This window comes from Microscilla marina ATCC 23134 (genome assembly GCF_000169175.1).
Lineage (GTDB): Bacteria > Bacteroidota > Bacteroidia > Cytophagales > Microscillaceae > Microscilla > Microscilla marina.
In genome coordinates, this window is the sequence record NZ_AAWS01000033.1 from 14,974 (window position 1) to 41,949 (window position 26,976).

The window sequence follows — 26,976 nt, forward strand, 5'->3', positions numbered from 1 at the left end:
CTTGAGCCCTTAAGTGAAAACAATCAGGCATTTTTGCCTGATTGTTTGGGAATATGGGTGCGTGTTATACCAGTTCGACTTTAAACTCCTTGAGCCACTCTTTGGCGCGTTCAAGGTTATGAAAATATTGTACAGTAAACTTGCCGTTTTCCATTTTGTTAACAATGTTTTTTACGGCTACTTCATTGAATATATTCTCTGACTCCACCACTGCCGATGTACGGTAACCCGCAGCATAAGCTTGTGGAAACCACTCTTCATTCATCCATTTCTGATCTTCTAACGATACCAGTTTAGCTTGGCTATTGTTAGCAATCATTTTGCTGGCTTTTTTTTCTTTAAGTAGTGAAAGTGCAGCATTACAGGCTTCACGAAACTTTTCTCCGGTTACAAATCCAGACCAGTCTAGCTGTATACAGGGTATATCGGCATGGTATGAGATTTTACACCATTTTTTATCATAGTAAAGCATAATTAATTGTTTTTTAATGGTTGTTAAGTAAAAATATAGGTATAGTTAAATATAACTGAATCAAGAAAAGATTACAAGTATAGGTAAGGGTTAAAATTACGCTTTTTGCTATTTGTAATCAACTTCACGATTGTGTAGTACAAACATTGTTTGCATGAGCTAATTGGGAGAGAGGGCAACTTCCCGTGGTTTTTTGAGTGTAGCCACTGCATCACGGTAACCTTGCCTTACTCTAAAGTCCATTGCTTGCTCACTAAAATCGTCTGTACCTATCACCCCCTCAGCACGGTATTCTAACACAAGGGGAGGGTTAATTTTTTTGTGATTCAACAATTTTTGGTAGACCTTATTTTCCCTTACTTTGCTGTCTTTGTTTAGGTCTTTGTCTATTTCCTTGATCAGGTCAATACAATCGTTCATTTGCTCAAACATTTTTTTGTCAAGGTTAAGCTTTCCAGCAAAAATAATCTCTTTGATTCGCTCTGTTACTTCGTTGATATTGGAGGGCATTTGGGCGTTTTTTCTAAACAAACTCACCACTATTAATTCCCTTTCGGTGATAGCTTCACCATTTTCGCTCTCTAGTGCTTCCAAATGATTAATTGCCGGACTTAATGGCATATTGGCATAAAGCCCCCCATCCCAATAGTAACCCTGGTCTATTTTTACTGCCGGAAAATTGGGTGGAATACTCATGCTGGCAATGATCTTATCGATGGTGAGGCCTTCTTCACTTTTGTTTGAAAACCTCTCCAGTTGCCCCGACTCCACATTGACTGTTTCTATGATTAAAGTACTGGGGTGGGTGTTTAATTGGTCAAAGTCTATGATTTCGTCCAACAGCTTACAAAAAGGACTGATGTCGTAAATGCTTTGGGCAGTCAGTGGCGAGAACATCAATGCGGGATTGATAAAATACATATTAGGGTTGCCAAATTTTGAGATAGAACTGCGCCACTTTGGTGGAATAAAAGAAGAGGAAGGAGTTTTGAGTGTATCCCATAACTTTTCAAGCGACTTTACTGGCCCCAGTTTGCCGCCAAGCATCACGGCTCCGTTGATAGCCCCTATAGATACTCCTGTGATGATACTTGGATTAAAATTTTTGTCTTTTTCGTAAAAACCTTTAATAACACCATATTGGTAGGCACCAAGGGCACCCCCACCTTGCAGGATTAATGCTGTTTTTTTCATTATAGATAGATTTTAAAGTATGATAAACTGAATTGGTTGTGTCATTGTAACAGGCGTAAGAGGCGAACGCCACAGGTAAGATTTTGTAAAAGCATGGCTTTTGTGAAAGTTGTGATAATAAGATAAGAACATAGCTATAATTTTGAAAAAAATACTTATTTGACGATTGAAAACGCTGGTTGATTTTGTACTACTTTTATACACCATAGAGTATACAGCTTATACTGATAAATGGTGCCTTGTGTTGCTTAATTTAAAACTTGTCCTTTGTGCAATACAACAAAAAACACCAATGTTTGGTTTAGATGTGCCAAAAATTAGTGTTTTTTGCGAGTGTTTAAAACCTAAATGTTATATAAACTGCATGATATCTCCTGCCCCCTGACGAAGCACCGTTACATTATCGTCGCTGCAATCTATAATGGTAGAGCCCACGTTGCTGCCATTGCCTCCGTCAATCACCAGGTCTACCTTGTGTTTGTATTGTTCATAAATATCCTCAGGGTCGGTCAGGTACTTTACTACTTCGTCTTCGGCAAGTACCGAACTCGTGATAATGGGGTTGCCTAGTTCCTTTACAATCAGGCGGGCAATATTGTTATCAGGAATACGTATTCCTACGTTTTTTTTGCTGATATTTAAAATTTTGGGTACCCGGCTACTGGTTTCAAGTATAAAAGTATAAGGACCAGGCAAGGCTTTTTTCATAAGCTTAAAAGTAGCATTTCCTATACGGGCATACTCGGCAATGTGGCTGAGGTCATTGCATATAAATGATAGGTTTTTGCGTTTCTTAGGGTTGATTTTTTTTATTTGACAAATTTTTTCCACTGCTTTTTGATTGTGAATATCACACCCCAACCCATATACAGTGTCAGTAGGGTAAATAATCACCCCACCACTGCGTAAGCATTCTACTACCTGGCTTATTTTACGCATTTCGGGGTTGTCAGGGTGAGTTTTAAAAAGTGTTGCTATCATAGGGCTACAATTTTTGAGGGTTGTTAAATTCGCTTTTGATCTGTTTCTGAACCCTTCATGCTTTTACCTTAGGGCAAAAAAACAGGGGTTTTGTCATCCATAAGAAAGCGCAAGATGGGTTTATTTTTTGAATCAGGCATAAAATTAAAAATATTGCTTTTTTTTTAAAGTGTAAAGTTTTTGTTTGCAAAACATTTTGAACTGTAAAGTGCCATAGCCGAATAAAGTTTGTATTTTTCGGGGCGAAAACTAAGTCTTTTGTTTGTTATTATGAGTCGACGGAGGAAAATATTTATTATGGTTATGATAGCTGTGTCTATGATAACCGTCTCTATTACTTTTTATGGGTATCAATTGGTGCGTACCCCCAATTTTCAGGTAGATAAAAAAGATACCTATTTATATATACCCCAAGGGGCAAATTTTAAAACAGTACTTGACTCGCTCAAGGCCAGAGATTTGGTACAAAACACCGTCTCTTTTGCATTTTTGTCTAAGTTGTTAAAGTATCAGGACAATGTAAAGCCAGGGCGTTATTTGATTAAGCAAAACATGACCAACCTGGAAGCAGTGCGTATGTTACGGGCTGGTTTGCAGAGCCCGGTCAGGCTTACTTTCAATAGTGTGCGCCTAAAGCAAGATCTGGTAGAAAAGGTAAGCAAAGAGTTGCCTTTTCAGGCGGGCGAGTTTGGCAAACTACTGAACGATTCACAAGTGGTCAAGAAATATGGCTTTGACACCACCACAGTTGTATCTATGTTTTTGCCCAATACTTATCAGGTATACTGGAATATATCGCCTAAACAATTGCTCGATCGAATGCACAAAGAGTATAAAAAATTTTGGAATGACCAGCGATTGGCCAAAGCCAAAACTATAGGGCTAAAGCCAAAAGAGGTATCAGTGCTTGCGTCGATAGTACAGGCAGAAACTAACAAAAACGACGAAAAACCCAGAATAGCCGGAGTGTACATCAATCGTTTGCAAAAAGAGATTCCCCTTGAAGCAGACCCTACCCTGGTGTTTGCCATGAAGGACTTTACCATCAAACGAGTCCTGAACCGCCACAAAAAGGTAGAGTCGCCTTATAACACCTATAAATACAAAGGTTTGCCTCCCGGCCCTATCAATGTGCCCTCGATAGCCTCGTTAGATGCCGTATTGAACTATGAACAGCACGATTATTTGTTTTTTTGTGCCAAAGCTGATTTTTCGGGTTACCATGCGTTTGCCAAAACCAACGCACAACACAATCGAAATGCCCGGCTTTACCACCGAGCTTTGAACCTGCGACGGATCAAGTAAAGAGCTTTAGACAAATATTTGATGTCTCTTAACACGACCAAAAATAACTCAACCCAATGAAAATGATCAAAAAAATAACCCATATCCTGTGGAGAAGCTTTTTAGTATTTTTCTTTGGAGTGCTGTTTTTTGTCGTATTCTTTAAGTTTGTACCAGTAGGCTATACTTCTACCATGTTTTATCGAAGTATGCATGCGCTGTTTACAGGCAAAGATGCCACCATTCATTATACCTGGGTAAGTTATGAAAACATAGCCGACCCGGTAAAAGTAGCGGTGGTGGCGTCTGAAGATCAGCGTTTTCCTACCCACCATGGCATAGACTGGACTGCCCTAAAAGTAGCCCGAAAACAGCATCGAGGAGGCAGCACCATTAGCCAACAAGTGGCAAAAAATGTGTTTTTGTGGCAAGGCTTTAAATACGACCGTTATTTGCGCAAAGCCCTTGAGGTACCCATTACTTATTTGATAGAATTGATCTGGGGTAAACAGCGTATTTTGGAGGTGTACCTCAACATTATAGAAGTAGGCCCACGCACCTTTGGGGTACAAAAAGCTGCCCAACGTTATTTTAGAAAAAACGCCAAAAAAATCACTGCTGCCGAGGCTGCCCTTATTGCTGCGGTGTTGCCCAACCCGCGCAAATACCTCATTCTGAACCCCAGTGGTACCGTACGTTTGCGGCAACGCCATACTTTGTATCAAATGCGCTTATTGGGTGGGGCAAGTTATCTGGAAGGCTTGAGAAAGTTTTAATCAAAAAATAGTGATATGTTGCCAGTGTATGAGGCTATAACTGTACATAAAATTATTGAGAAGGGAGGTTCTACAAAACCTTGGTTGGTAGAAGTTTTGGTAAAAGACCAGCCTAAAGCTTATGTGGTAAAAATGTTTACTGAGAAGCATGTAGACCAAGTAGCACCTGTAGCTAATGAGGTATACGCAAATGTACTGGCAAAACAATTTGACCTGCCTTGCCCAAAAGCTGCGTTTATCCATTTTTCTGATAATTTTAAGTTTTGGCTTACAAAAGAACAGCAGGAAGTACTAGACACCAAAGACCAAAGGATAAAGTTTGGAAGTGAGTATATAGAAGGTAATACTCCTTATAATAGAGACTCTGTGTTGCCTATTTATGAGCTTGAAGCAGACGAAATAGCCAATATTTATGCGTTTGATATGTTGATTGCCAACTGGGATAGGCGAATTGCTAAACCCAATATTTTGCTTACAGAAACCAACTTTTATTTAATCGATCACGAACTGGGTTTTCAATATACTGAGGCGCATATTGAACATTTTAGAGCTAAAAAACTGATGAATCGATATGGTGATCATATTTTTTACCCAATGCTAAATCAGGGAAGTATTCAAGAGTACTATTTTACCATATTTGAAGAGTATCTCAGGTATTTGCCAGTAAATATATTGGACAGCTATGCAAATCAGTTACTAAAATATAAGCATCCGATAGGAAACTATCAGTTGATCAAAAGGTTTTTAGGGATAATAAAAGCACAACCCTCTCAATTTATAGATATTTTAAGGAGTACACTATCATGAATACCGTTTTTAAATATGCTGTTTTACGTTATGTCCATTCTCAAGTATTAGAAGAATCGGTGAATATTGGCATATTGGTATTTTTCCCTGAACAGGGGCAAGTTGTTTTTAAATCTTCCGAACAACGGTTGAATGCTTTAATCCACCTTTATCCCAATTTTTCTGCGTCTCATATCCAAGCTTATTTGGACGGTTTAACCAAAAGAGCCCATGTAGTTACAGTAGAGTTTAATTCAGCTACCAAACAAGTAATTGAGGAGAACCTTGAGCGCTTTATTCAAATAGAGTTTTTACCCGAGGATGCCACGGTTTTGCAGTTTTCTAAAATATACACCAGCCTTTTATATTCCGAAGATATTAATCAAGTGGTGGTTAATTTGTTGGGGACTTATAAGCTGAATATGTATAATGATGCTCCTGCTAAAGTTATAAGCGGTAATGTGACAAAATCGCAACCAAAGATTAGAGATAGTAAAATAGAAGAAAGAAAAAGACTGTATATTGAACGGCAACAGAGCAAGCATAAAAAGTCGTCTCAAGAACATAAAGATGAGTAAAGGCTGTTTTCTAATTCAACCATTTCACCCAAAAACTTACAACCCCAACCATCAAAGAAAGTTATCTGCCAAAAAAAGCGTATCTTTGCCAAAAAAAGATTAAAGAAAAATGGTATACATTTGCAGACGAGAAACTTTCAACGCTTCCCATAAATTATACAACCCCAACTGGAGCAAAGAACAAAACGAGGCTCTTTTTGGGGTATGTGCCAATCAGAACTGGCACGGACACAACTTCGAACTGGTGGTCACTGTCAAAGGAATGCCCGACCTGGAAACAGGAATGGTGATTGACTACAAGGTGCTGAGTAAAATTGTCAGACGAGAGATTATCGAGAAAGTTCATTACAAAAACCTGAACTTAGATGTAGACTTTTTGGCAGGCAAAATGCCCAGCTGTGAAATACTCATCATTGAGTTTTGGAAACGACTCGCCCCCGCCATTCAGCAAGAGTCGCCCCGTACTACTTTGCATCACCTCAAGCTGGTAGAAACCAAAAACAATTCGGTAGAATACATGGGCGAAGGGCTGGAACACTACCAAGACTTACGTTTGCAAGAACCTAATGTAGTGAAACAGGACTAAAGTGATCTATGAACAACTTATTTTTAAGAGCATTGATATGCTTTGTGTGGTGGAGTACTCACTTTGCAGTAGCACAAAGCAAGCCTCCGTCTTTTGCTACTTTTGTTCGTCATTTCCCTGAGCTTAAGCTTCGTACTTTTTTAGACGTGCCTATTACTCAGCCCAAAACTGTGTATGACAAAGGCAGTGCCACCACCTATGTCATGAGCAAATATTACATTCCGAGTTTTTTGACCAAAATTCCGGCAGACTATTTTCAGGCATTCTTTGTAAATGATCTGGGGTATATCAGAAACGATTCGGTACCTGTGTTAGACACCAGTTCTACACGTGCTTATTGCGTAGGCAGGCTCAAGTACAACAACCCTCAAAAGATTGTTACTTTATTGTTGGCTCTGGAGGTCAAAGATAAAGACAATTATTATGGGCGGCAATACTATACTCTGGTGTATTATACGCTGCAAGGCAAAGCTATAGGGTATGACATTGTAGGGCGCAAAAAATGGCGGGTACATACTTCGGCTCGCTTGAGTTTGCAGCGTGGTCGTTTGTTGGTAGAGCAAGTGGGGCATGTGATACAAAATGATGCGTATAAAAATGTTGCCAAAAGGTATTGGTTGAGCTTTGGCAATGAGGCAAAAGTGGTCAGACAAACTACTCAGTTTTCTATGATGCAAGCAGGCACACCCCAACGCGTAGAAGGCGTTGGTTATTGGGGGTATTGTCATAACAAACTGCCTTATTGTGTGCAGTTTCCTGCCAAGGTATTGTACTTTGTCAGAAAAGACTGGGGAAAATACATGAGCGAACAGTTTGAATCGGGTGATGGTAAAGCCTTGTTCAGCATTAAACATAGCGGGGTAACCTATGGAGATAAAAACAAAGAAAAGGCTTTTAATGAATACCTGAAGCTTATATTGTCTTTAGGCCATTATAGAGAGAAGGGGCTCAATGAGCAAGCCAAAGGCGAAGACTTTTGGGTAGGCAAAGGACTTGACAAAGAAGGCAATATTACTCACCAAAAACTATTGCTCACCCCAATGATAGGTTCGGGGCAATACAACATCATACAGGCAACCTTCATCTACCCTGCGTCACAAGCAACCCATTACGACAAAATAGCGAAGCAACTGATGGACAGTTTTCAGATCAGGCAATAACAGGTTGAGATGATGCATGCTTGACCATTGTTCTAAACCACCAACGGAATTTTAAATTCGACCGGGTCTTTTTTCAGGAAATACTGCATTTGTTGCAAAAACTCCTGGCCTGCAGTAGACGGGGTAGGAGAGAGGGCCTTCAAAACATTACTTGCCCTAAATGTGCTCACCAATGCCCTTGTCCAGTTATACGGAGGCACTCCTACCATATTTGCCAATTCATCGCCTAGTAAAAAACGCATATACGCGGTGACAAACCCCTTGGGAAAACGTTTGCCCAGTGATTCTTCTAATGACTGTATCAATGCCTGAGTCAAAGTTTTGCCTTCGGACGATGGGGCAAAGTTGCGTTGCCTGATGAGTGTTTCAAGTTGGCTCCCTTCTTTGTATCTATTGGGCAAATACAACACCTCATTGCCCAAAAATGCCCCCACTACTTTCCACAAATGCAAGTAAGCAGTCATATCACGTTGGTTGAGATGATTTCCCATTTTTTGCAAACCCAAAACAGGCAATACCGAAAAAGATAAACTGGTGCCTATCATTTCCTCTTGATTGATGGGTACCCCCCACTCAGCTTTCCATTGGGGGCGTTTTGCCAAATGGTACCTTACAGCAGCATGCATGAGTCTTACCTTAAGGCTGCTTACAATGCCTTTGCCTTCGGGAGCAAAAGCGTTGGGGGCAGTAACATCCAATAAAAAACGAGCGGTTTCGTGTAGTCTACGGGTTACGTCGTGGTGCATACGCTTGGTCAGGTAAAGTACTTGTACCCCGTGAGCGGCAGCATAAGTATAGGGCAACGACAAAAAACTAAGCATAGAGGTAAACTGGTGGGCATATTGGGTAAAAAAACGGTTCGCTTGTGCCAACAAATCATCATTTGCCCAAGTAGGTATTTGCCCGGCGTGTTCAACAAAAGCGTTTACCTCGGTGGGCAATGGGTGATTGGTCAAGTCACGGTTGAGCTGTAGCGCTTGCATGAGTTGGTTGAGCACTTTGGCTTGTTGGTTGGTAAACAAGAATTTAATCACAGCATCAGCTTCAGGATCGCCTTGTTGCTTAAGCTCAGCCAGTATTTCGTGAGTAGGGGTTTGGTAATCAGGCAAGTGTAAAGGGGTGTGTGGATGTATTTTCATAATGCGAGTAGAATTATATAACTATACAATGAGTTGATGAAACCAATTGTTTGACGAAATACAAAAATGTTGGAGCAACTTGCACACCCCCGATTTTCATTTTAAATTGACGGGTTGAAACGACTTCATACTCTAAAATTTTATATCAATGAATAGTACCAATGTATTAAAAGACAGGGTGGCAATTGTGACTGGAGCAGCCCAAGGCATAGGACAAGCCGCCGCTATTATGCTGGCCGAAGCAGGTGCTGCCGTAGTAATATGGGACGTAAAGGTAGAAGCAGCCCAAACCACGGCAAGCTTGCTCAAGTCAAAGGGCAAGCGGTCAATGTTTATGGAAGGGGTAGACATTACTAGTTTGGAATCGGTAGAAAGTGCTTGCGCAAAAATAGTAGAAGAGTTTGGGCAGATAGATATTTTGGTAAACAATGCAGGAATAGTAAGAGATGCTTCTTTTAAGAAAATGACGCCAGAGCAGTGGCAACAAGTGATAGATGTAAACCTTACAGGGGTGTTTAATTGTACCAAGGCGGTGTCTAAATATATGATGGAAGCCAACTATGGTAAAATTGTAAACCTTGCGTCGGTAGTAGGTATTTATGGCAACTTTGGGCAAACCAACTATGTAGCCTCTAAAGCTGGGGTAATAGGCATGACTAAAGTATGGGGGCGTGAGTTGGGCAAACACAATATCACTGTGAATGCAGTAGCTCCTGGACCTACCGATACCAGCATGCTTGCCACAGTGCCCGATGAGTTACGCCAGCAAATGAAGCAACGAGTACCTTTGCGTCGCTTGGGCAAGCCTGAAGAAATAGCCAAGGTGATTTTGTTTTTTGCCAGTGAGGCTTCCAGCTTTGTTACCGGGCAAACCCTTACTGCCGATGGTGGAACATACCTGGGATAATCACTTTTGGTACGTCAGTACCTTAACCGTTAAGTAAAGTCAGTAGGCAAAAATCGCCGAAATAATGGGTTAGGTATTTAGTGGTTGAGGTACTATTTACGGGAGTTTATCGAAAACTGGCAGTCTTTGAAAATTTTGTTTCGTTTGTAGTGCTATACCTGCCAAACAGGAGTAGGCATACACGAAATAATTTGTATTAATTAAATCGCAGGTAGTACCCATCTAATACCTGCGATTTGTTATTCGAGCGAAATAATGTTATATTATTTGGTAAGGGTTTGGTATAAAGTTTGGTTTTTTGTCTTTGAAGCTTACACCTTTTTTTATGTTGAATCCGTTATTATCAAAAGCAACATCACAAAATATATATGAAACACCAGGTTAATCTATTCATTTTACTAAGCGGTATCTTTTTTATTTCTCATACCCACGTACAAGCCCAAAGAATATATAAGCAAAGCAACAGCTACTACATCCAGGCAAACGAAAATTATCAAAAAGGGAAGTTAGACTTGCAATTAGGCGATTTTAACAATGCCTTGCGTTCGCTTAACCTGGCAATTAAACAAAACCCTGGCTTTGCCGATGCTTATTTTGAGCGGGGCAAAACCCACATGCTGCAAAAACATTACAAAAAGGCTTTTAATGACTTTGTAAAAGCTACTCAGTTTAACCCCCGTAAGTCTGCCCCTTATTTATACAAGGGAGCTATTTATCACGAGCAAAACGAGTATGAGGCTGCCATTCAGGAGTATACTCAAGCATTACGTTTGAACCCCAAGAGTGCCATGGCCTATAACTACCGTGCCGAAGCTTACAAAGAAATTGGTTTTACCCCCAAAGCTATAGAAGATTACTCCAGTGCCATTAACTACGACCCCCAGCAAGCCATTTTGTATTATGGCAGAGGGCAGTGCCTCATGGAATCCCAAAAATATACGCAGGCAATAAAAGACTTCAGTAAAGCGATTCAACTACAGCCCAGCATTCTTGATTCTTACCGTCAAAGAGCGTACGCGGCTTTTTTGGCTGGCAACTACATGCGCAGTGCGCAAGACCTGGATTATTTGGAGCAAAAAGACGCTAAAAATATGAAGCCCTATCAGTACTCATTAAGTGCTTATTGCAAGGCGGCAAGTAAAGATTATAGAGGAGCCATCAGGGCAATAAACAAAGTGATGGAACTGGAGCCTAACAATGCTTTGCACTATGTAGAGCGGGCGCAATATCACGCAGCACTTGCTCAATACGACCCTGCCATTAACGATTACACCAAAGCTTTGGAAGCTTATCCTGACAGTGTACGTTTTTATGGTTTGCGTGCCGAGGCTTTTTTGCGTCAGGAAGATTATGCGCATACCATCAAAGATTGTAACTTACTGATAAGCAAGCAACCCCAAAATGCCCGTGCCTGGTATTTGCGTGGGGTGGCCAAAATGCGCACCAATCATCGTAAAAGAGAAATTAAAAAAGATTTGCAGCAAGCTGCTATGTTGGGTTACCCCAAAAATAAAATGGAGTCGCAGGCGTATAAGTATGCTAGGAAAGGGTTTAAGAAGAGGAAGCGGTAGTAAGTTAGTTGCAAGCAGAGAGCAACAAGCTACAAGTAGTGGCGAATATTTGTCGTTACCTGTAGTCAAACATATAAAAGCTTTTTACCTGTGCCATTGAAGTGCAAGTAAAAAGCTTTTTTAGTGTTAAAAAGGGCGTGAAACAACACTTGAAGCTTGTTGCTAAAACCTAATGCCTAACTTACCAATCATCTACCGAATAAGTAAGCGCCTTATACTTTGCCATTATTTCGTGTACCAGGTCATCGTTGAGGGTGTTTTCAAAAATGTGTTGGTAAACCCCAGTGTTGGTCTTCAGGTCGTTCCAACTCCATTTTTTTTCATATTTCATCAAAAACTCCCAACTCCAGGGCAAGCCAGGGTTTTCGCTGAGTTTGCTCCAGTGCCATTTTTCAATATAAGCCTCAAACATTTGCTCAGACCAATGCAAGCCAGGGTTTTCGCTCAGTTTCTGCCAGTCCCATTTGCCAAAGTATTGCTTAAAGAAGAGTTTGTTCCAGGGCACCCCACGGTTATTGCTAATCTTGCGCCAGTTCCAGTGGTCTATATAAGTCTCAAAAAAATCTTCGTCCCAGGGCAAGCCTACATTGGTGCTTAGGTAGTCCCAGTCCCAGCGAGGCAAATATTTTTCAAAAAAAACCAGACTCCAGGGGAGCCCACTATTCATGCTCAGGTTTACCCAATCCCATTTATCTTCGTGCTTAAGCAAAAACTCTTCGCTCCAGGGCAAGCCACTGTTCATGCTCAAAAAAGCCCAATCCCAGCGGTTGGCGTATTTATCGAGCAAAGCCTCGTTCCAGGGCAAACCAGCATTGAGGCTTAAAAAACCCCAGTCCCAACCATTTTCGTACTTTTCGAGCAACTCCAGCGACCAAGGAAAACCAGAGTTCATGCTCAGCCCCCAATCCCATTTGTTGCGGTATTGGTCAAGCATCACCATCGACCAATTGAGGTCTTTGTTTTCGCTCAAAAAGTGCCAATCCCATTGGTTTTGGTAGGTGTACAACAAATCGCCATTGATAGGGTATTGGTTGGCTATTAGGTGCACCAAAAAATCAGGTTGTTTGTCGAAAAGCGCTAAAACGCTTTGCTTGTCCAATACTTGTGTATCTTTTAATTCCATATTTATGAACTTCCCAACACTGCAAAGATATACGATTAGCCAGCAGGCGTACCCCAGGTATACTGGTGGTTTGATGTTCGTACAGGCAGAAAAGATTGAAAAAAGTGGGTGTTGGGTGGTGGTAAAAACTTATAATATAATACCAAAGAGCGCACCCTCAATTTGGGCTTGGTTTAGTTGTTGGCAAGTAGAGCACAAGCCAAGCGTGAAGCTTGCATCAAAACCTAGCAGTCATTGCGAATGTGTTCTTTACTTTGAATACTCAAAATAACTAAAATGTACAAGTAATATCAAGAATTTGATTTAATTTGCACGAAATTATCCAATGGTTGTACATTTTTAAATCATTACCAAGTTCAACAACATACAAAATATGCGCATAATATTTCTTGGCACACCCGACTTTGCTGTACCAAGTCTGAAAGTTTTGGTAGACAATGGGTTCAACGTAGTGGCAGTAGTAACGGCTACTGACAAACGCGCTGGAAGAGGCAATAAAATAAAGACTTCGGCAGTCAAAGATTTTGCCTTAGAGCACAACATTCCGGTGCTACAGCCCGAACGTCTCAAAGCTCCTGAGTTTATAGAAGAACTTGCAAGCTATCAGGCAGACCTGCAAATTGTGGTAGCTTTTAGAATGTTGCCCGAAGCCGTTTGGAATATGCCTTCTTTAGGCACTTTTAATCTGCACGCCTCTTTGTTGCCCGATTACAGAGGAGCTGCCCCCATCAATTGGGCAATCATTAACGGTGAGAAAGAAACAGGGGTGACCACCTTCTTTTTGAAGCAAAAAATAGATACTGGCAATATTATTTTTCAGGAAAAAGCACCCATCTTGCCCGAAGACAATATAGGCACGATGTACGAAAAGCTTAAAAATATTGGCGGTGGTCTGGTGCTCAAAACAGTCAGGGCAATTCAAGCAGGCAAGTATCCGCAAACAGCTCAAGACCTAAGCAAAGAAACCCCGCCTGCCCCCAAGATATTTAGGGAAACCTGTGAGATAGACTGGAACAAAACCAGCGAGCAAGTGCATAACCTGGTGCGTGGGCTTGCGCCTATACCTGCAGCGTGGACAATGCTCAGCGGTAAAAACTGTAAAATTTATAAAACCAGTCTTGCCACCCCCCAACTGCCCGAAGGGGTAGAGGCAAAGCAGCCCGGAGAGTATGTAACTGATAACAAAAAATATTTGTATTTTAAAACAGGAGATGGCTTTATAGCTGTAGAAGATTTAAAGCTGGAAGGCAAAAAACGCATGGACGTAAAGTCGTTTTTGTCGGGCAATAAGCTGGACTAAGTGCTTTGAGTCTGGAGTTATCAACAACAAGTATTTTTAAACCAAATAAAAAAAGCAGTGGACTGATGTACTTCAGCCACTGCTTTTTGTTTTACTTACATTAGCAGTTTCTTTTTTTTAAAAAGTAATGCCTCGGCAAATGCCCAGGCATTGCTTGAATTTTGGGTACATTAACCCTAATTAACCCTGTAACTGATTTTTTGTATAGTGTACTGTTAAAGTGAATAGTGCTGGTGCACTAAGCTTGAATGTGATACAAAGCTAAGTGAAAGAAAATTAAACCACAAAAACATGGCGTAAGTGGTCGTTTTTACGGCATAAGTGGTAATTTTTCGGAATAAGTCGTTGAAATGGGGGAGATTTAGGCAATCGGACACAAAAAAAAACAGTACCTCGAACAAGTCAAAAGTACTGCTTTTTATTGGGAGTTTCAACCAACAAGGTTACACGTGCTGATCCAGCAAAATCATGTTGCCGTCAGGATCGGTCACCATCGCACTGGCAGCACCCGTAGTGTTTTCGTCGGCCTCGGTGGTCATCTCTACCCCTTGGCTCTTGAGATGTTGTTGAATAGCCCTTACATCGTCAAAAACCTCCGTCTTTTGAGCGTGATCGTCCCACCCTGGGTTAAAAGTTAAAATATTGCCCTCAAACATTCCCTGAAATAAACCAATCAAGGTTTTTTCATTTTTCATAATGAGGTAATTTTTAGCAATGTCACCCGCAAATACGCTAAAGCCAAGTTTTTCATAAAAGGCTTTAGATGCGTGAATATCTTTGACATTCAGACTTACAGAAAATGCGCCTAGTTTCATAATTAATGTTGTTTTGATTCTTCAAAAGTAATTAAGCATAATTATGAATCAAGTACAATAATAGTAGCTAGTTCCTGCCCTATTCGATTGATTATCCTTTCTCCACCACCGAACCATCAGCAAATCGGGCAAAACGTCCTTTTTCGCGGGGGTGTACGTGGTCGTGGGCTGGCCAGGGCCAACCGCCAAACTGAGTAGCCTGAAACATACGCATAGCGCTCTGAATTTCGTGGGCAGTATTCATTACAAAAGGACCGTGTTGTACTACAGGCTCGTCTATAGGTTTGCCCTGTAGTAGTAATAGAAAGCTCTCCTGATCTCCGTTTTCAATCAACACCTCCGCGTCGGCTTGCACCTGTGCCGAGTGGTATGGAGGAACATTTTCTCCAGCTACTTTCAACTGGTTGCCCTTATAAAAATACAAACGGCGGTTGATGCCTGTCGAAGCAAGGGGTAATTGCCATTGCGCGTTGGCATCCATTTTTATTGTCCAGATGGCCAGTTCGTTGGTGGGGTCGGCTGCCCAAGAGTCGGGAGCCGGTGCCGGGGCTTGAGTATCACCAATTTTGCCTGCAATTACATCTACTTTGGTCTGGAGGTTTTGGGCGTCAGTATGTTGGTATACAGGAATGTCTTCGTGCCATAGCATAGCAAAGTGTGGGTTTGCCATTTTTTTGTAACTGGGCAAGTTGAGCCATATCTGAAACAGTTCAAAAGGGTTGTTGGATTCTTGGTTGAGCAAGGGAAACATTTCGGAGTGTTGTACACCTTTGCCAGCAGTCATCCATTGCACATCGCCATTGCCAAAGCGCCCGGCAGCTCCCAGCGAATCAGAATGATCTACCAACCCGGTTTTGGCTATAGTCACTGTTTCAAAACCTCGGTGGGGGTGTGCCGGAAAGCCAGGCACGGTTTGCCCATGATACATTCTAAACCCTTCTTTGATGGTAAAGTCGTTGCCCAGGTTTCTGCCTGCCAACGATGCCTTAGGCCCCATTTGCTCGTTTCCGGCGGGGTAAAAATCTTCGTGATGCACACAAAACAGAAAAGGGTCACTGGTTTGCCATGGAAAGCCCAACGGGGCTATTTCTTTGATAGGGTTGTTCATACTGTCTCGTTTAATTGTTTGTTTGAACAATCATAACAAATTTGTGGCGAGGTAAGTTTAAAATGGGGAGGAGTGAAAAATCCCTCAGAATGGAGGCTATATTCAATCTGAGGGATGAACATAATTGTTTTAGACTACTTCACCTAAGAAGCCTTTCATTGTACCCCACTCCTCTACAGTATAGTTAAGTGTGGCTATTAGTTCTTGGGCTGATTGATGATTACAGGTTACCCCCCCTAATAACCTTTCCAGGATATAATCTAGTGTCCAGCCTACATACCGTTTTTTAAGCCCAACACGTGAAGGAACTTGGATTGCTCGTAACTGCTCTAAATCGAAGGTGTTATTGGCTGTGACATAGTCTAAAATACTTTGGTCTGATTGTTTAATAGTCTCCCTCAATTGATTGAAGTCCGTGTTGTTAAGGAACGTTTTAATGGCTGGAGGCAGAATTACTTCTGGGCTATTTTCTTCACAATAATTTTTAGAGTTTACCCAGTGGTCTATATACATTGCTACATCCTCTTCTTTTTCTGTTTCCTGTGTTCTTGTGCTACCATCTCCATATTTGGTCAGGTTATCTAGTTGCCGCTGGGCATTACCACTACTCAAAATCATGTTGCTCTGAAATCCCTGATGGTCACTTACGTTTTGCAGCCTATTGACCATAGATTCGATTCCAGCTTTCATATAATCATAATCATTCCCTATATCTGGAATGGCCATTTCCTTGACTAAATCAATTACATCGTAATAAGCCAAGTCTGTCCCCAGGTCTTTGATCAAGGTTTGTAAGTCTTTATCTGCCAATACACTTCCTGCCGAGTTTTCTACTATATCTATGTGCCCTTCTTCGTTGAGTTCTTTTAGTAGGTGGGCGTGGTCACTTTTGATATTGCCCATGCCTACCTTTCCTACCAAACCTGCTGTTTTTAGTTGGTTCATTAATGTCCAGGCATCAGTCATTGGTTTTTTCTCATTGGTGGCATTGTGCACCATTAAGGCGTCGATTCTTCCATCAAACATTTCAATAACTGGCATCAACCTTTCACTCAGTGCCTTTTGGTCTTCGTTTGCATTAAGATCAAATTTATATACAATTTCTACTTCATTTCTTGGCACTCCCTCTTGCTTAAGGGCTTTGGCAAGCTCTTGTGTATTGTTATAACCTTCTGCACAGTCAAACCTTCTGTATCCAGTTTTTACGGCTGACTTTAATGCTTTTAAATCTTTTCCGTCCACCCCAAAAGTTAGCCAGGCAGCTTCTTTTCCTTTTTCGCTGGGTTGTAAATTAACAAATGTATCTTCTCTGATATATACATCAGGTCCCATCTCTATTCCGTTCAGTTTCACCACCTGGTACCAAACATAGTGTTGAGGACCATCCTCATCTATCTCTCTGTATGTTTCCTGGTTAGGTCCGCGTCTTGAGTCATAGGCATTATCTGTTTCAATCACTACATAATCGCCACGTTTAACTTTGTTTAGTTGATTGCCATCAAAGATAGTTTTATCAACCATTTTTACTAAATGAGTGAGCCCTGTTACTGCTTTTTCAGCTTCTACTCTTTGAATAGGGGAGGTTTGTGTGCTATTTTGGGTAGACTGAAGCACGGTTTGCATAGAATCATCTTTCTTCATTTGCAAAGCCTTGTCACCCATTACATCTGCTTCGCGCTCCAGCCCAGGGTTGTCGTTGATGTTTACATTGCCCTTCATTTGCATAGTAGGCTGTACCCGTCCTTGTTTTTGTTGTACTACGTGCCAGGCTTCGTGGGGAAGGTGTTGTTCTTGTCCGGGGGCAAGGTGTATATCGGTGCCTTGGGCATACGCCTTGGCTTGAAGTTGGGTAGGTTTGTCAGAGTTGCGGTGTACTTTTACATCATTCATCGACTGCCCCGAAAGGTTTTCAATGCCCGACTTGAGGTTATCGGGCAAACCGGTATTGTTTTCTTGGCGTTGCACAGGCTGCTGCTTTGCTTGAATGGTTTCTTTTTGTCCTTTACGTTGTATGGGGCGTTGCTTTGCTTGAACAGTTTCTTGTTGCCCTTGTTGGGTAGTGTAAGGGCTATCTGCTTGTCTTTGTACAACATTGTTGTCTGCTTGTTGAGAAGATGTATTCTGCTCTGCTTGTATATTTTTATACATTAGAATAGCTATTTGGTTAGTTGTTGTGTGATTGATAAAGACCAACAGGGGTGCTCCACAAAATTAATGCGAAACCATCACTTTGTTCACTTAAATAAGCGAAAGTTATTTTAGGTAGGAAAGTTTTTTTGAGGCTATCATATTCAGGCTTTAGCTGGCAGACTGTATCAAATCTTTCACGGTAGCCCGTATCTTGGTAAAATAGTCAGACAACCACTCGTGGGTAAGGTTTTCTGCGGTAATTTGTAAATAAAAATTTTCCATGAGTAAGTCCAGCATATTTTGCGCAAGTGGCACTTTGGGTGCAATGCCTAAATCCAGCGCCCACACCCGCAAAAATGCTTCGGTTACATATTGGGTTGACTTTTCGAAACATAGCCGGAATGCCTCCACCTGGCGGTTTACCCTCAATTGTCGGTTAAACAACAAATCTTGTTTGGCGTCAACCAATACCTCAATCAGGTCGGGTTCTATATTTTTACACTGGTTTTCCCGTTCGGCAATCAAGGCTGCCTGGTGTAAATGATAATGTAGTAAAAACTCGGTAAATACCTCAAGGTCGGCAAAGTGATGATAAAACGAAGATTTACTTTTTTGCACCTTTCGGGCAATCACTTCTACTTTCAAACCTTGTGGACCTGCTTGAGCAAATAATTGGTAGCCTGCCAATACCCAAGGCATTTGCTTATCTTTAATCATATGTTGTATAGTAGCATAATGTTCTGACCCAAAGTTAAGTATAATCAGGCGATTGTTTACAGTTGAACTGCTGTACATTGGTAATTATCTTGAACCTACCTAACACCAATTCGCTTTTGTAACTCGTCAGGCAAAACATATACCTGTTCCTTGGGCAAAAGCTGTTTGGCTTCTTTGTATTTGCCTTGTTTTTTCAACTGACTTATTTTTCTGGTAAGCGGAGTCAAGTCATCAATGGCTACGATCCACTCGTTGTTATATTGCTCAATTAAATGTCGGCTAATGCCTACTTGAATAGAGCGTACCTGAAGTTTGGCACCTCGCAAGGTTCTTTCCGGGTCCCATTGTATGTGTACTTTTGCCTGGCTAAACTTCTGTTCCCAATCGAGCCCGTCGGTATAAATAGCTAAGTCGGGGTGGGTGAGTACCCCCAGCGACAAAGCGTACTCCCAATAGGCTCGTTTGATTTTAATGCCCAAAATAAACTCTTGCTGAGGTTTGGTTGCCCAATTGCTGCGTTCCATCAGCCATAAGTAAGAGGGTTTGATCCAAGTCATGCGCTGAAAAGAAAAAGGTGGAGCGAATTGGTTGACTTTGGTAGCAGGCAGAGCAATTGCTTTACCATACGCCTGGTATACTGTAATCGTGTCGGCATCGTATTGGGCGCGTATTTCCTGGGTGTTATTCATGGTTACAAAATTATTTAATTAAGTAGCCGCAAGTAATTAGCTATAAGCTACAAGTAAGGGTCACTCATCATAAAGCTGTTACACCTACTTATTAGATATGTTTAATGCTGCCTCAGTACTTGTTACTTATAATTTTACTGAAAATGACGAATCATTCCTTTGTAGCAAAGCTCCTTCTGAAAACCAACCCTTGTAGGGAAGTAAGCCTACCCCAATGGCTTAAAATCCCTGCCTTCTTCTAAATAAGCCTCCTGTAGCAGCGGGTCTATGTGCGACGAATAGCCAATTTGATGAGAGTCCTGTTGTCGGGCTTGAGTACAGGCTTTGATCAAAATAGCCTTGATGTGGCGTTCTTTGACTTCATAAAACTTGCTGATGTTTTCGGGCAAACTAGAGGGCGAAAACTCAAAACCAGGCAACAAATGTTGGTGCCAGAGCTTAGCCGCAGCTGCCCCCGATAGCCAAATATCTTCGTTTTGTTCGGTCTTGATGGGCGTGTTTTCTGGGGCAACTTCCGGGTGAGCCGCAGCAGATTGCCCAGCCAACAAGGTCTCAATGGCTTTCTTGAACTGTTCCCATGCAGTATTGGCAGTAGCTTCGTGCGGGTACTTATCGTTGATAATCGCCCTAAAGCCAGGCTTTAGCATAGACAAATTAAACGTTTTGGCTATATCTTGAGCATGCCTTGCCCACACCATACGAATTACAAAATGTATCTCTTCGTCGCTGAGCGACATAGAACGCGTAAAATACTCAGGTAGCTTATCGGGTACATAGCTCCAGCTATCGGGCAAATGCAAGTGCCAAAACTCAAGTTGTTTTTGTTGCTCAGCAGTAAGTGGCGCATTGTCGGTCACCACCACTGACGATATTTCGGGCACTATATCAGGTATTTTTTCAAAAGCAATGTGTTTAAAATCACGCCTTTCTTTGATGAACTCATATTCTATAAACTCCTTCAGGTGGTCTTCATAACTGAGTATATCCGTGCCCAGATCTTCGGCTTTGAGGCAAGCCTGTTTAATAATGTTGCTAATGTTTCCCCCCGTCAAGGCAAACTCATCGCCCAATTGCTGAGGCAATGCTTTGTATTCATATTTAAAACTGGCAGGTATGCTTCTTTCCCATAACAAACGGCAGGCATTGGTGTCGGGCAAAGGTACATGAATATGGGTGAGTATACGTCGGGTAAAAGCCTCGTCCATATTTTCGTCGTGGTTAGTGGCCAAAATTACCACCCCTGAAAACCGCTCTACCCGCTGTAGCAAATATGCCACCTCTTGGTTGGCATAACGGTCTTTACTGTCTTTTACTTCGGTACGCTTGCCAAACAAAGCGTCTGCCTCGTCGACAAACAAAATACATAGTTTTTTTTCAAGGCGGTTAAACACCTTCTCCAGGTTTTTCTCGGTTTCGCCTATGTATTTAGACACTACCCGCGACAGATTGAGGTAATATACCTCTATGCCCAGGTAATTGCCCATGACCGAAGCCGTCATAGTTTTACCCGTACCAGGCTTGCCATAAAGCAGTATCACATAACCTGGTTTAATCTTACCCCCAGTATCTTCTTTTTGCATCAATTTCTCATAATTGCGAATATAGTTCATCGGACCATGTAGCTGTTTGATGATTTTATCGGGCAACACCAGGTCGTCAAAGGTCTTGTTGGTTTGGAGCAAAGTTGCCGGAAAATCAAGATCACTGTCCAGGGTAGGGGCAGGGTCACCCAAAAAATATTTGAGGTGGGCATCGGTGAGTTTGATTGCCTGATAGAGCAAATCTTCGTCAAAAGCGCGTTCCTTGCGTCCGTCAGCTTCTATTTTCATTATATTGTGTTCAAACAACACATGTTGGTGGGTAAAGCTGAGGTGGTGATAAAACTGGTCTTGCAAATCGCTGCCCGACAACAAGAAAAACAAAGTACGCAAAGTAGGGATGAAACGGTTAGAGCCTGCCTCAAGAATACCCCCAAACTCATATTGTTTGTCTACATTTTTATACACCTTTACCAAAGGTTTAAACACCTGCGGAAACGTGCTTCGGGCAATGCCCAACGCCAGCAACAGCCGTTCAGGAACGTCAAACGCTTGTGTATGAACAAACTGTTGATAGTGAGTGTCTTGGCTATGTATGGGTACAGGCGCTATATCAGCAATTGATACAGCTTTGTTTTCATCATTTAATTCATTGATCCGGTGCCTGATGACGCTGTCCAGCCAACTCATTTCGTTAAGTACTGCCTGGTGGTGGAGTAGTTTCATTGATGTATTAGTTAAGTTTTTTTAAGTTTCATTTTTGCGCCTTTCGGCTAATATCTTGATAATTTTTTGGTGCTAGTGCACTAGAAACTAAATTCCTATCACATTATTCGGAGTCTTTAGCTCGCGGACTTTACTTAAAAAAGTTTGCGTAGCTTTGGCTATGCGCACTTTTTGAAGTGCGTCAGCAAACAAAATACCCTCGAATAAATAGCGTATTTATTTAATCCCCAGTGCACTAGTACTCTAGCTTCCTGTATGGTTTGATGGTTGGGGCAAAGCCCAGCATCAGCCCTGTCGACTGTGGACTTCCATCTGCCGATTTTATAAACCGCTAAAAATCAACGTCCTATAAAATCGGTAAGTTGCTTGTAGAGCAGCCTCAAACTTGAAGCACCGATATACATCGGTATCTAAGGACTTGCCCCTAAAAGCACCGATATGCATCGGCATCTAAGGACTTGAGGCTGTAGAAGCTATCGACCAATACTGTTTCCTTAAGGACTTAGCATTAAAAAAACAGCCGCGTGAGCCATCTGCGACAGGCAAAAGCTAAAAGCTTTGTTAAAGAAACAGCATTGGACTATCTACTATTGACCATCGACTGAATACTATCGACTAACCCTTCCCCAACTTCTCTTTACAAATCTTCATTTCTTTAGCCACATAAGACTCCAGGTAAGGGTCGTACAACAAGTAACGCTCAAAATCTTTGAGTGCCCCGGCATAATCTTTCAAGGCAAGCTTGGCTTTGCCCCTATAGGCATATATTTCTGCATACTCCAGCAACCGGGCGCAGTTTTTTTCAAAAAAATCAAATACTTCAACTACCTCCTGATAGTTGCCATTGTCAAGGTATGCCTGCCCTAAGTAAGAGAGTACATCTTCGTTTTTGGGATGTTTTTGGCGATTTTTGTTGAAAACTTCAATGGAACGGTCATATTTTTTGAGCAAATACGCCAACTCCCCCCAATAAAAACCCCAATCTATGTCTTCGGCAATAGAAGGTTTAAGTTTACCTGCCGCCTCAAAGTCTTGCAATGCTTTTTTATTTTGTCGGCTATGGTAATAGCCCACGGCACGCTTCGCGAGCAACTCGGCACGGTTGGGTAAGTTTTTGTTCTTAAGTTGTTCAGTGATTGCTTCAGCTGTGTCGAGGTGGGCAAGTATTTGGTTTACTTCAGCAAGATCTTCGTCTGCCCAGTTGGGGCGTATTTTTAGCGATTGTACGAAGTCAAGTTTAGCTTGTTGATAAAAATGTTTCTCGTCGCGGTAATACACTCCTCGATCCCAATAGGCATCTGCCCGATCATCGTCTTGGCGACTAAAGTTAATAGCAAGCCCAAAATGAAGCTCTGCCTGGGCAAAGTCTTTTAATTTTATGTATAGTTCGGCAATTTGACTGTGGTATTCGCCTGCATCCTTAAAGTTGAGCTTTGCTGCTGCCTCATAGCCAGCAATGGCTTGCTTAAGTTGCCCAGAGTACTCGTACATGGTAGCCTGGTTATTTACAAACTTTTCATTTTGGGCGTAGTTAGGTTGTAGTTCGAGCGCCTTTTGGTAGGCAGCAATTGCCTCTGGGTACTTGTCATATTGCTTGTACATTTGCCCCTTATAAAAATATATCTCAGCGTCTTGAGGGTACTTTGCCAACAAGGTATCGGCAAAGGCAAGTCCCTTGTCCAGTTCATAGCTCCAGTAATAACCCTTGAGGGTATCCATCAATGCTTTGCGGTTGTCGGTCAGCCCCAGAGCAAGTTTGCAGGCGGCTACGTTTTCGTCGGTATATGCCTTGAGCCCTCCTATCTCCATTGCCTTTTTGTAGGCTTGCCAGGCGTCGGCATAGCGTTCTAGCTTAAAGAGTACCTCGCCTTGGGCTCCCCAATAAATACCATCTTTTGGGTATTTTGCCAACAAACTATCAATATCGGCAAGCGAGCGGGCATAGTCGCCCGCGTAATAGTAAATATAATGGCGGCTAAACAAGGCACCATCAGGGTTTTTGCCTAAGGCAATGGTCTGGTTTATCGTAGCAATTGCCTGGTCGTATTGCTTCAAATGCCGTTCGCACGAAGCTTTTTTGTCGAGCAAATAGTGTCGTATCTCAGGTTTAATGGCAGGGTTTTCCAGGGCTTTTACAAAATCTTGCTTTGCCTCCTGGTAGCGTTCCGCTTGTTCGTAATGGTGGGCACGTTCCCAATAGGCTTGGTAGTTGTTGGGGTCAGCCTTGATGCGCGCGGTCCAGGGGGCTATTTTTGTTGCCCATTGGGTTTGTTTTTGTTTGTGTGTCAGCACCTGGTTCAGCTCATACTGACAATATTTAATCGCTTCTTTGCATGTGGTTATATCTGTGGCTTCCAGGTTTTTGGTCAAGGCGGTTTGGTAGTCTTTCAGGGCGGTTCGGTAGGCTTTTTCTTTGGCATCCAAGTTTTTTTCAGGGGTGTCGTTTCCTTTCCGCTGGTATGTGTCTCCTCGTTGTAGGTAAAGGCTTCCTTCTTGGGGGGCAATGACAATGGCTTGGTCATACAAGGCAATGGCTTGATCATAAGCACCTTGATGCCAATAGAGCAAGGCTTTGCTATGGTAGTAGCTCACTTTGAGGGGATAGTGGGTGCGCAACAGGTCTATGGTATGATGCCCTTCCTCATGTTTTTTTAGGTGTAGTTCGAGCACATATTTTTTGTTCATAAAAAGTTCATCCTTTGCCAGCTTGGGTTGGTGGCGGAGGGCGGCGCTGTAGTGTTGGAGGGCTTGAATACGCCAACCCCACTTTCTTATAATGTTTGCCTTAAGGTAATGTGCCTTTGCTACAGTAGAATCGTGTGCCAGTATGTGCTCAAGGCAACGCAGGGCAAGGTGGCGGTCTTTGCCTACGCTATGGTTTTCTGCCCAGTTCAAGGTATATGTCCACACATCATGGCGTTGGGCGCAGGTAGTATCTGTCATATAAAATATCAAAAATGCAATCAAGTATAAATATTTAATCATAAAAATACATTTTGTCCCAGACAAAAGCCTTGGCACAAATATAACTGTCCACTTTGAATAAATAATTTAAGTCATAGATTATAAAAAAGAAGACCTTGCAAGTCAAGTGTTTGTGCTTTTCAGGATTTTAAAAACGGAACTTGTCGCTTGCTATTTTTAACCACGTTTTTTGTAAATTACTGAAAATCAACGTGATATAAAGGTTTGATTACTTGTGAACCGAATCTACAGCAGCTTGCTGTGACGAGCTCACCGCAGGTAATCACTTTAATCCTAGTATAAAAGCTGAAAGTACAGTTTTGGTGGTGAAAAAATAGCGTACTAATTTTCTTTTGGTTTCGCGTTTTTATTCATAAAATCCATAATTTCTTGTATTTCCTTGGGGCTAAGCGTTTGCTTCTGTTTTTTACTTGCCTTACTTGTTTTGTTTTTTTCGTTTTCGGCAATTATATCATCCATCTTATCAAGCAGTTCGGCTTCGCTCAACGACAATTCTCCAGACAATGAAATAACGGGGAAGGCACTAATTTTGGCATTTAGTTGGGCAATATTGGTTTGTAAAACTTGTATGCTTGCATTTTCTTTTTTTATGCTTACCAAAGCATCGAGCAAGTCGCTCCACTTGTTGCCTGTATAATGGCTTTTGCCCGTACCCTCCAGCACTTTAAACAAAAGTTGCCACAAGCTGGCTTCGTCGTTGGGCAATGTGTCAGAGTTGCTTACATAATTTTTCAGAAAGTTCTCCAGTTTTTTTTGCTCGGCAATGGCATAAGCTTCCTGTTGGGTCAGGTCTTTTACTGCCTTGCCTTTGCTGGGGTTGAGAAGTTTTCTTAGAATTTTGTTTACCTTCCACCAAGCTTTAAACACTGGCGGGTTGATGCCTGCCGATTGTTTTAAAATTGCCTTGCCTGAAGTAATCAATACATCGATCAGGTTAACTATTTTTTTGGCTCGCTTTGCTTCAGCTACCGACAGGGCGTACTCTTCTTTGCTTACCCGCTGTAGCATATCATAATGTTGTTGGGCTTGGGTGTGGGCTTTTTTTACTCGTCCATACGACCTATAGAATCCGTCGTATTCTTTCTTAGCCAATTGTTCTAATTCATTCAGCTTGGTTACTTGTTCGTTGAGAGACTGTTTAATGGGTGCCCTGTAGTGAGTAATGGCAGCATCTGTTTGTTTGAGCTCCCGACTGGCAGCACTCAACTCTCCTTTTAAACGGTGAAACTCTTGTCGAGTATTGGCGATGTTTTGTTTACCCGCAGCTATGTTTTTTTGTAACTTATAAAACTCCTGGTATACCTTCAGCTTTGCCTCCTCTTGGGTATGTTTGGCAGTTGCTTCTATCTTTTTTGCCTTCAAACCATTTTGGGCATTGATTGCTGCATCCAACTTGTTTTGTACAGTAGCAAGCTCTGGTTCCAGTTCTTTCAACCTTTTATTAATATTTTTTCTTCTATCTTTTTTGCTTTGATCTTTTCTGTTTTGTCCTCCTTTAGTCTTTTTTTTCTGCCCTCTTTTTCCTTTCGGAAGTGGCTTATTGCTTTGTAGTTGGGCAAGTTGTTTGTTGAGCAACTCTTGCTCTTTTGCTAAGGGAATTTTTATTTCGATTAAATCCTTTGCCTCTTTTTCTTTGATTTTGAATTGTTGGTCGGCGTGTAATCCTTGGTCTTTCTGCGATTGTACTTGTTTTGCTTGTACCTCTATAAACCGTTTCAGTTGTTCCAAGTCTTTGGGAGCTACATTTTGCTGTAGCATTTGCACCACTTTGGCTTCGTCTTGCAGGTCATTCGCATCAATTGTTTTTTTAATGTTTAAAGTATAAGCATTCTCTTCTTTGGCAAACTTGGCAAGTGCTTGCTCGATATGGGCTATATCGAGGTCTTTTTGCACTACCAGCGCCTGTTGCTGGTTTTTGGTAGCGGTGAGTTCGTGTATTTCGCGCTCCAGGCTTGCCTTGCCCCCTCGTTTGCGCAGAAGTTCTAAACGCAATTTCTGTATTCGCTTTTCGGTGCCTTGTACCAGGTCTAGCAGTTGGTTGCGTTCTATGTGTAGTTTATCCAGTTTTTTGCGCAAAGCTATGCCTTTTTTTATCACCTGGGCAGCCTTGGCGTATGCTGCTCCTTTTTGGGTTTCTTGTTTTACTATAGCCTCTTGTTTGTTCAATTGTTCTTTGGTGGTTTCCAGATTTTTTTGCCTGGTTTGTTGAGCAAGTCAAAGCATCGGCATTGGCTTGTTGTGTTTTATGAAAGCATCTTCTGTACATCTATTCGCTTAGTTTTGCGGGCATTGGCATCGTGCTTGGGCAGTTTAGTCGTCGTCTGTAGTTTTTGTAAACTGAATGGCATCATCATATGTTTTTTTCAATTCGAGTGTTTTGCTCAATTCTCAGCTTGTTCTTCGCGTGCCGT

The 26,976-nt window shown here is 41.8% G+C and carries 22 protein-coding genes; 9 read left to right on the top strand and 13 right to left on the bottom strand.

Annotated elements, in window-relative coordinates:
* Nucleotides 1–64: 64 nt before the first annotated feature.
* The 3 genes from M23134_RS24730 to M23134_RS24740 form a co-directional block, all read right to left on the bottom strand.
* A complete protein-coding gene (locus tag M23134_RS24730) occupies nt 65–472 on the bottom strand; it encodes an STAS/SEC14 domain-containing protein (RefSeq protein WP_002700725.1) in 408 nt (135 codons plus the stop codon).
* A gap of 159 nt (nt 473–631) precedes the next feature.
* Complete coding sequence (locus tag M23134_RS24735; protein ID WP_002700727.1) at nt 632–1,666, bottom strand: patatin-like phospholipase family protein; 1,035 nt, start codon at nt 1,664–1,666, stop codon at nt 632–634.
* A gap of 351 nt (nt 1,667–2,017) precedes the next feature.
* Complete coding sequence (locus tag M23134_RS24740) at nt 2,018–2,647, bottom strand: L-threonylcarbamoyladenylate synthase (protein WP_002700728.1); 630 nt, start codon at nt 2,645–2,647, stop codon at nt 2,018–2,020.
* 297 nt (nt 2,648–2,944) lie between these two features.
* Here M23134_RS24740 and mltG point away from each other — a divergent pair, with 297 nt between their 5' ends.
* The 6 genes from mltG to M23134_RS24770 all read left to right on the top strand — a co-directional run bounded on the left by mltG (nt 2,945) and on the right by M23134_RS24770 (nt 7,817).
* Nucleotides 2,945–3,952 (top strand): endolytic transglycosylase MltG, encoded by a 1,008-nt coding sequence (gene mltG, locus M23134_RS24745; protein ID WP_002700733.1) that lies wholly within the window; start codon nt 2,945–2,947, stop codon nt 3,950–3,952.
* A gap of 56 nt (nt 3,953–4,008) precedes the next feature.
* Nucleotides 4,009–4,707 (top strand): monofunctional biosynthetic peptidoglycan transglycosylase, encoded by a 699-nt coding sequence (gene mtgA / locus M23134_RS24750; RefSeq protein WP_002700734.1) that lies wholly within the window; start codon nt 4,009–4,011, stop codon nt 4,705–4,707.
* 15 nt (nt 4,708–4,722) lie between these two features.
* Nucleotides 4,723–5,514, top strand: coding sequence for a HipA family kinase (locus M23134_RS24755; protein WP_002700736.1), 792 nt, complete (start codon nt 4,723–4,725; stop codon nt 5,512–5,514).
* Entirely contained in the window at nt 5,511–6,071 is a 561-nt protein-coding gene (locus tag M23134_RS24760; RefSeq protein WP_002700739.1) for a DUF3037 domain-containing protein, read from the top strand. Before M23134_RS24755 ends, M23134_RS24760 begins: the two co-directional genes overlap by 4 nt.
* Nucleotides 6,072–6,180: 109 nt before the next feature.
* Nucleotides 6,181–6,657, top strand: coding sequence for a 6-pyruvoyl trahydropterin synthase family protein (locus tag M23134_RS24765; RefSeq protein ID WP_002700740.1), 477 nt, complete (start codon nt 6,181–6,183; stop codon nt 6,655–6,657).
* 8 nt (nt 6,658–6,665) lie between these two features.
* On the top strand, nt 6,666–7,817 hold the full coding sequence (locus tag M23134_RS24770; RefSeq protein ID WP_002700741.1) for a hypothetical protein: 1,152 nt from the start codon (nt 6,666–6,668) through the stop codon (nt 7,815–7,817).
* A 32-nt stretch (nt 7,818–7,849) separates the two neighbouring features.
* Here M23134_RS24770 and M23134_RS24775 read toward each other — a convergent pair whose 3' ends face one another.
* Nucleotides 7,850–8,956, bottom strand: coding sequence for an oxygenase MpaB family protein (locus M23134_RS24775; protein WP_002700743.1), 1,107 nt, complete (start codon nt 8,954–8,956; stop codon nt 7,850–7,852).
* Between the two features lie 148 nt (nt 8,957–9,104).
* Between M23134_RS24775 and fabG the strand changes: the two genes are divergently transcribed.
* On the top strand, nt 9,105–9,863 hold the full coding sequence (fabG, locus tag M23134_RS24780; RefSeq protein ID WP_002700744.1) for a 3-oxoacyl-ACP reductase FabG: 759 nt from the start codon (nt 9,105–9,107) through the stop codon (nt 9,861–9,863).
* Between the two features lie 368 nt (nt 9,864–10,231).
* On the top strand, nt 10,232–11,434 hold the full coding sequence (locus tag M23134_RS24785) for a tetratricopeptide repeat protein (RefSeq protein ID WP_002700746.1): 1,203 nt from the start codon (nt 10,232–10,234) through the stop codon (nt 11,432–11,434).
* Between the two features lie 181 nt (nt 11,435–11,615).
* Here the strand turns inward: M23134_RS24785 and M23134_RS24790 are convergent, their stop codons facing one another.
* A complete protein-coding gene (locus M23134_RS24790; protein WP_002700749.1) occupies nt 11,616–12,557 on the bottom strand; it encodes a hypothetical protein in 942 nt (313 codons plus the stop codon).
* Nucleotides 12,558–12,930: 373 nt separating this feature from the next.
* On the opposite strand from M23134_RS24790, the gene fmt reads away from it, so the two are divergent.
* Nucleotides 12,931–13,857: a methionyl-tRNA formyltransferase gene (fmt, locus tag M23134_RS24795; protein WP_002700766.1), complete on the top strand. Its 927-nt coding sequence runs from the start codon at nt 12,931–12,933 to the stop codon at nt 13,855–13,857.
* 443 nt (nt 13,858–14,300) lie between these two features.
* Here fmt and M23134_RS24800 read toward each other — a convergent pair whose 3' ends face one another.
* From M23134_RS24800 to M23134_RS24835, 8 genes are all read right to left on the bottom strand, one after another.
* Nucleotides 14,301–14,672 (bottom strand): VOC family protein, encoded by a 372-nt coding sequence (locus M23134_RS24800; RefSeq protein WP_002700767.1) that lies wholly within the window; start codon nt 14,670–14,672, stop codon nt 14,301–14,303.
* Nucleotides 14,673–14,763: 91 nt separating this feature from the next.
* Nucleotides 14,764–15,780, bottom strand: coding sequence for a pirin family protein (locus M23134_RS24805; RefSeq protein WP_045114277.1), 1,017 nt, complete (start codon nt 15,778–15,780; stop codon nt 14,764–14,766).
* Nucleotides 15,781–15,909: 129 nt separating this feature from the next.
* Nucleotides 15,910–17,928 carry an aldo/keto reductase gene (locus M23134_RS40605; protein WP_002700771.1) on the bottom strand — a complete coding sequence of 673 codons (2,019 nt, stop codon included), beginning with the start codon at nt 17,926–17,928 and terminating at the stop codon, nt 15,910–15,912.
* Nucleotides 17,929–18,078: 150 nt separating this feature from the next.
* Nucleotides 18,079–18,705 (bottom strand): TetR/AcrR family transcriptional regulator, encoded by a 627-nt coding sequence (locus M23134_RS24815; protein ID WP_232296833.1) that lies wholly within the window; start codon nt 18,703–18,705, stop codon nt 18,079–18,081.
* Between the two features lie 17 nt (nt 18,706–18,722).
* Nucleotides 18,723–19,316, bottom strand: coding sequence for a DUF4291 domain-containing protein (locus M23134_RS24820; RefSeq protein WP_002700775.1), 594 nt, complete (start codon nt 19,314–19,316; stop codon nt 18,723–18,725).
* Nucleotides 19,317–19,522: 206 nt separating this feature from the next.
* A complete protein-coding gene (locus M23134_RS38850; RefSeq protein WP_002700777.1) occupies nt 19,523–21,580 on the bottom strand; it encodes an ATP-binding protein in 2,058 nt (685 codons plus the stop codon).
* A 615-nt stretch (nt 21,581–22,195) separates the two neighbouring features.
* Nucleotides 22,196–24,565, bottom strand: coding sequence for a tetratricopeptide repeat protein (locus M23134_RS24830; protein WP_002700780.1), 2,370 nt, complete (start codon nt 24,563–24,565; stop codon nt 22,196–22,198).
* Nucleotides 24,566–24,886: 321 nt separating this feature from the next.
* The gene (locus M23134_RS24835) at nt 24,887–26,731 is read right to left on the bottom strand and encodes a hypothetical protein (protein WP_002700783.1); all 1,845 of its coding nucleotides are present in this window, start codon (nt 26,729–26,731) and stop codon (nt 24,887–24,889) included.
* Nucleotides 26,732–26,976 lie beyond the last annotated feature (245 nt).

Bases quoted from the DNA above. Each gene is read 5' to 3' on its own strand.
- M23134_RS24820 (WP_002700775.1), bottom strand. From the start codon at position 19,316: ATGAATAACACCCAGGAAATACGCGCCCAATACGATGCCGACACGATT.
- M23134_RS38850 (WP_002700777.1), bottom strand. From the start codon at position 21,580: ATGAAACTACTCCACCACCAGGCAGTACTTAACGAAATGAGTTGGCTG.
- M23134_RS40605 (WP_002700771.1), bottom strand. From the start codon at position 17,928: ATGTATAAAAATATACAAGCAGAGCAGAATACATCTTCTCAACAAGCA.
- M23134_RS24755 (WP_002700736.1), top strand. From the start codon at position 4,723: ATGTTGCCAGTGTATGAGGCTATAACTGTACATAAAATTATTGAGAAG.
- M23134_RS24785 (WP_002700746.1), top strand. From the start codon at position 10,232: ATGAAACACCAGGTTAATCTATTCATTTTACTAAGCGGTATCTTTTTT.
- fabG (WP_002700744.1), top strand. From the start codon at position 9,105: ATGAATAGTACCAATGTATTAAAAGACAGGGTGGCAATTGTGACTGGA.
- M23134_RS24805 (WP_045114277.1), bottom strand. From the start codon at position 15,780: ATGAACAACCCTATCAAAGAAATAGCCCCGTTGGGCTTTCCATGGCAA.
- M23134_RS24775 (WP_002700743.1), bottom strand. From the start codon at position 8,956: ATGAAAATACATCCACACACCCCTTTACACTTGCCTGATTACCAAACC.
- M23134_RS24815 (WP_232296833.1), bottom strand. From the start codon at position 18,705: ATGTACAGCAGTTCAACTGTAAACAATCGCCTGATTATACTTAACTTT.
- M23134_RS24770 (WP_002700741.1), top strand. From the start codon at position 6,666: ATGAACAACTTATTTTTAAGAGCATTGATATGCTTTGTGTGGTGGAGT.
- M23134_RS24830 (WP_002700780.1), bottom strand. From the start codon at position 24,565: ATGATTAAATATTTATACTTGATTGCATTTTTGATATTTTATATGACA.
- M23134_RS24735 (WP_002700727.1), bottom strand. From the start codon at position 1,666: ATGAAAAAAACAGCATTAATCCTGCAAGGTGGGGGTGCCCTTGGTGCC.
- M23134_RS24760 (WP_002700739.1), top strand. From the start codon at position 5,511: ATGAATACCGTTTTTAAATATGCTGTTTTACGTTATGTCCATTCTCAA.
- mltG (WP_002700733.1), top strand. From the start codon at position 2,945: ATGGTTATGATAGCTGTGTCTATGATAACCGTCTCTATTACTTTTTAT.
- M23134_RS24730 (WP_002700725.1), bottom strand. From the start codon at position 472: ATGCTTTACTATGATAAAAAATGGTGTAAAATCTCATACCATGCCGAT.
- fmt (WP_002700766.1), top strand. From the start codon at position 12,931: ATGCGCATAATATTTCTTGGCACACCCGACTTTGCTGTACCAAGTCTG.
- mtgA (WP_002700734.1), top strand. From the start codon at position 4,009: ATGAAAATGATCAAAAAAATAACCCATATCCTGTGGAGAAGCTTTTTA.
- M23134_RS24790 (WP_002700749.1), bottom strand. From the start codon at position 12,557: ATGGAATTAAAAGATACACAAGTATTGGACAAGCAAAGCGTTTTAGCG.
- M23134_RS24800 (WP_002700767.1), bottom strand. From the start codon at position 14,672: ATGAAACTAGGCGCATTTTCTGTAAGTCTGAATGTCAAAGATATTCAC.
- M23134_RS24765 (WP_002700740.1), top strand. From the start codon at position 6,181: ATGGTATACATTTGCAGACGAGAAACTTTCAACGCTTCCCATAAATTA.
- M23134_RS24740 (WP_002700728.1), bottom strand. From the start codon at position 2,647: ATGATAGCAACACTTTTTAAAACTCACCCTGACAACCCCGAAATGCGT.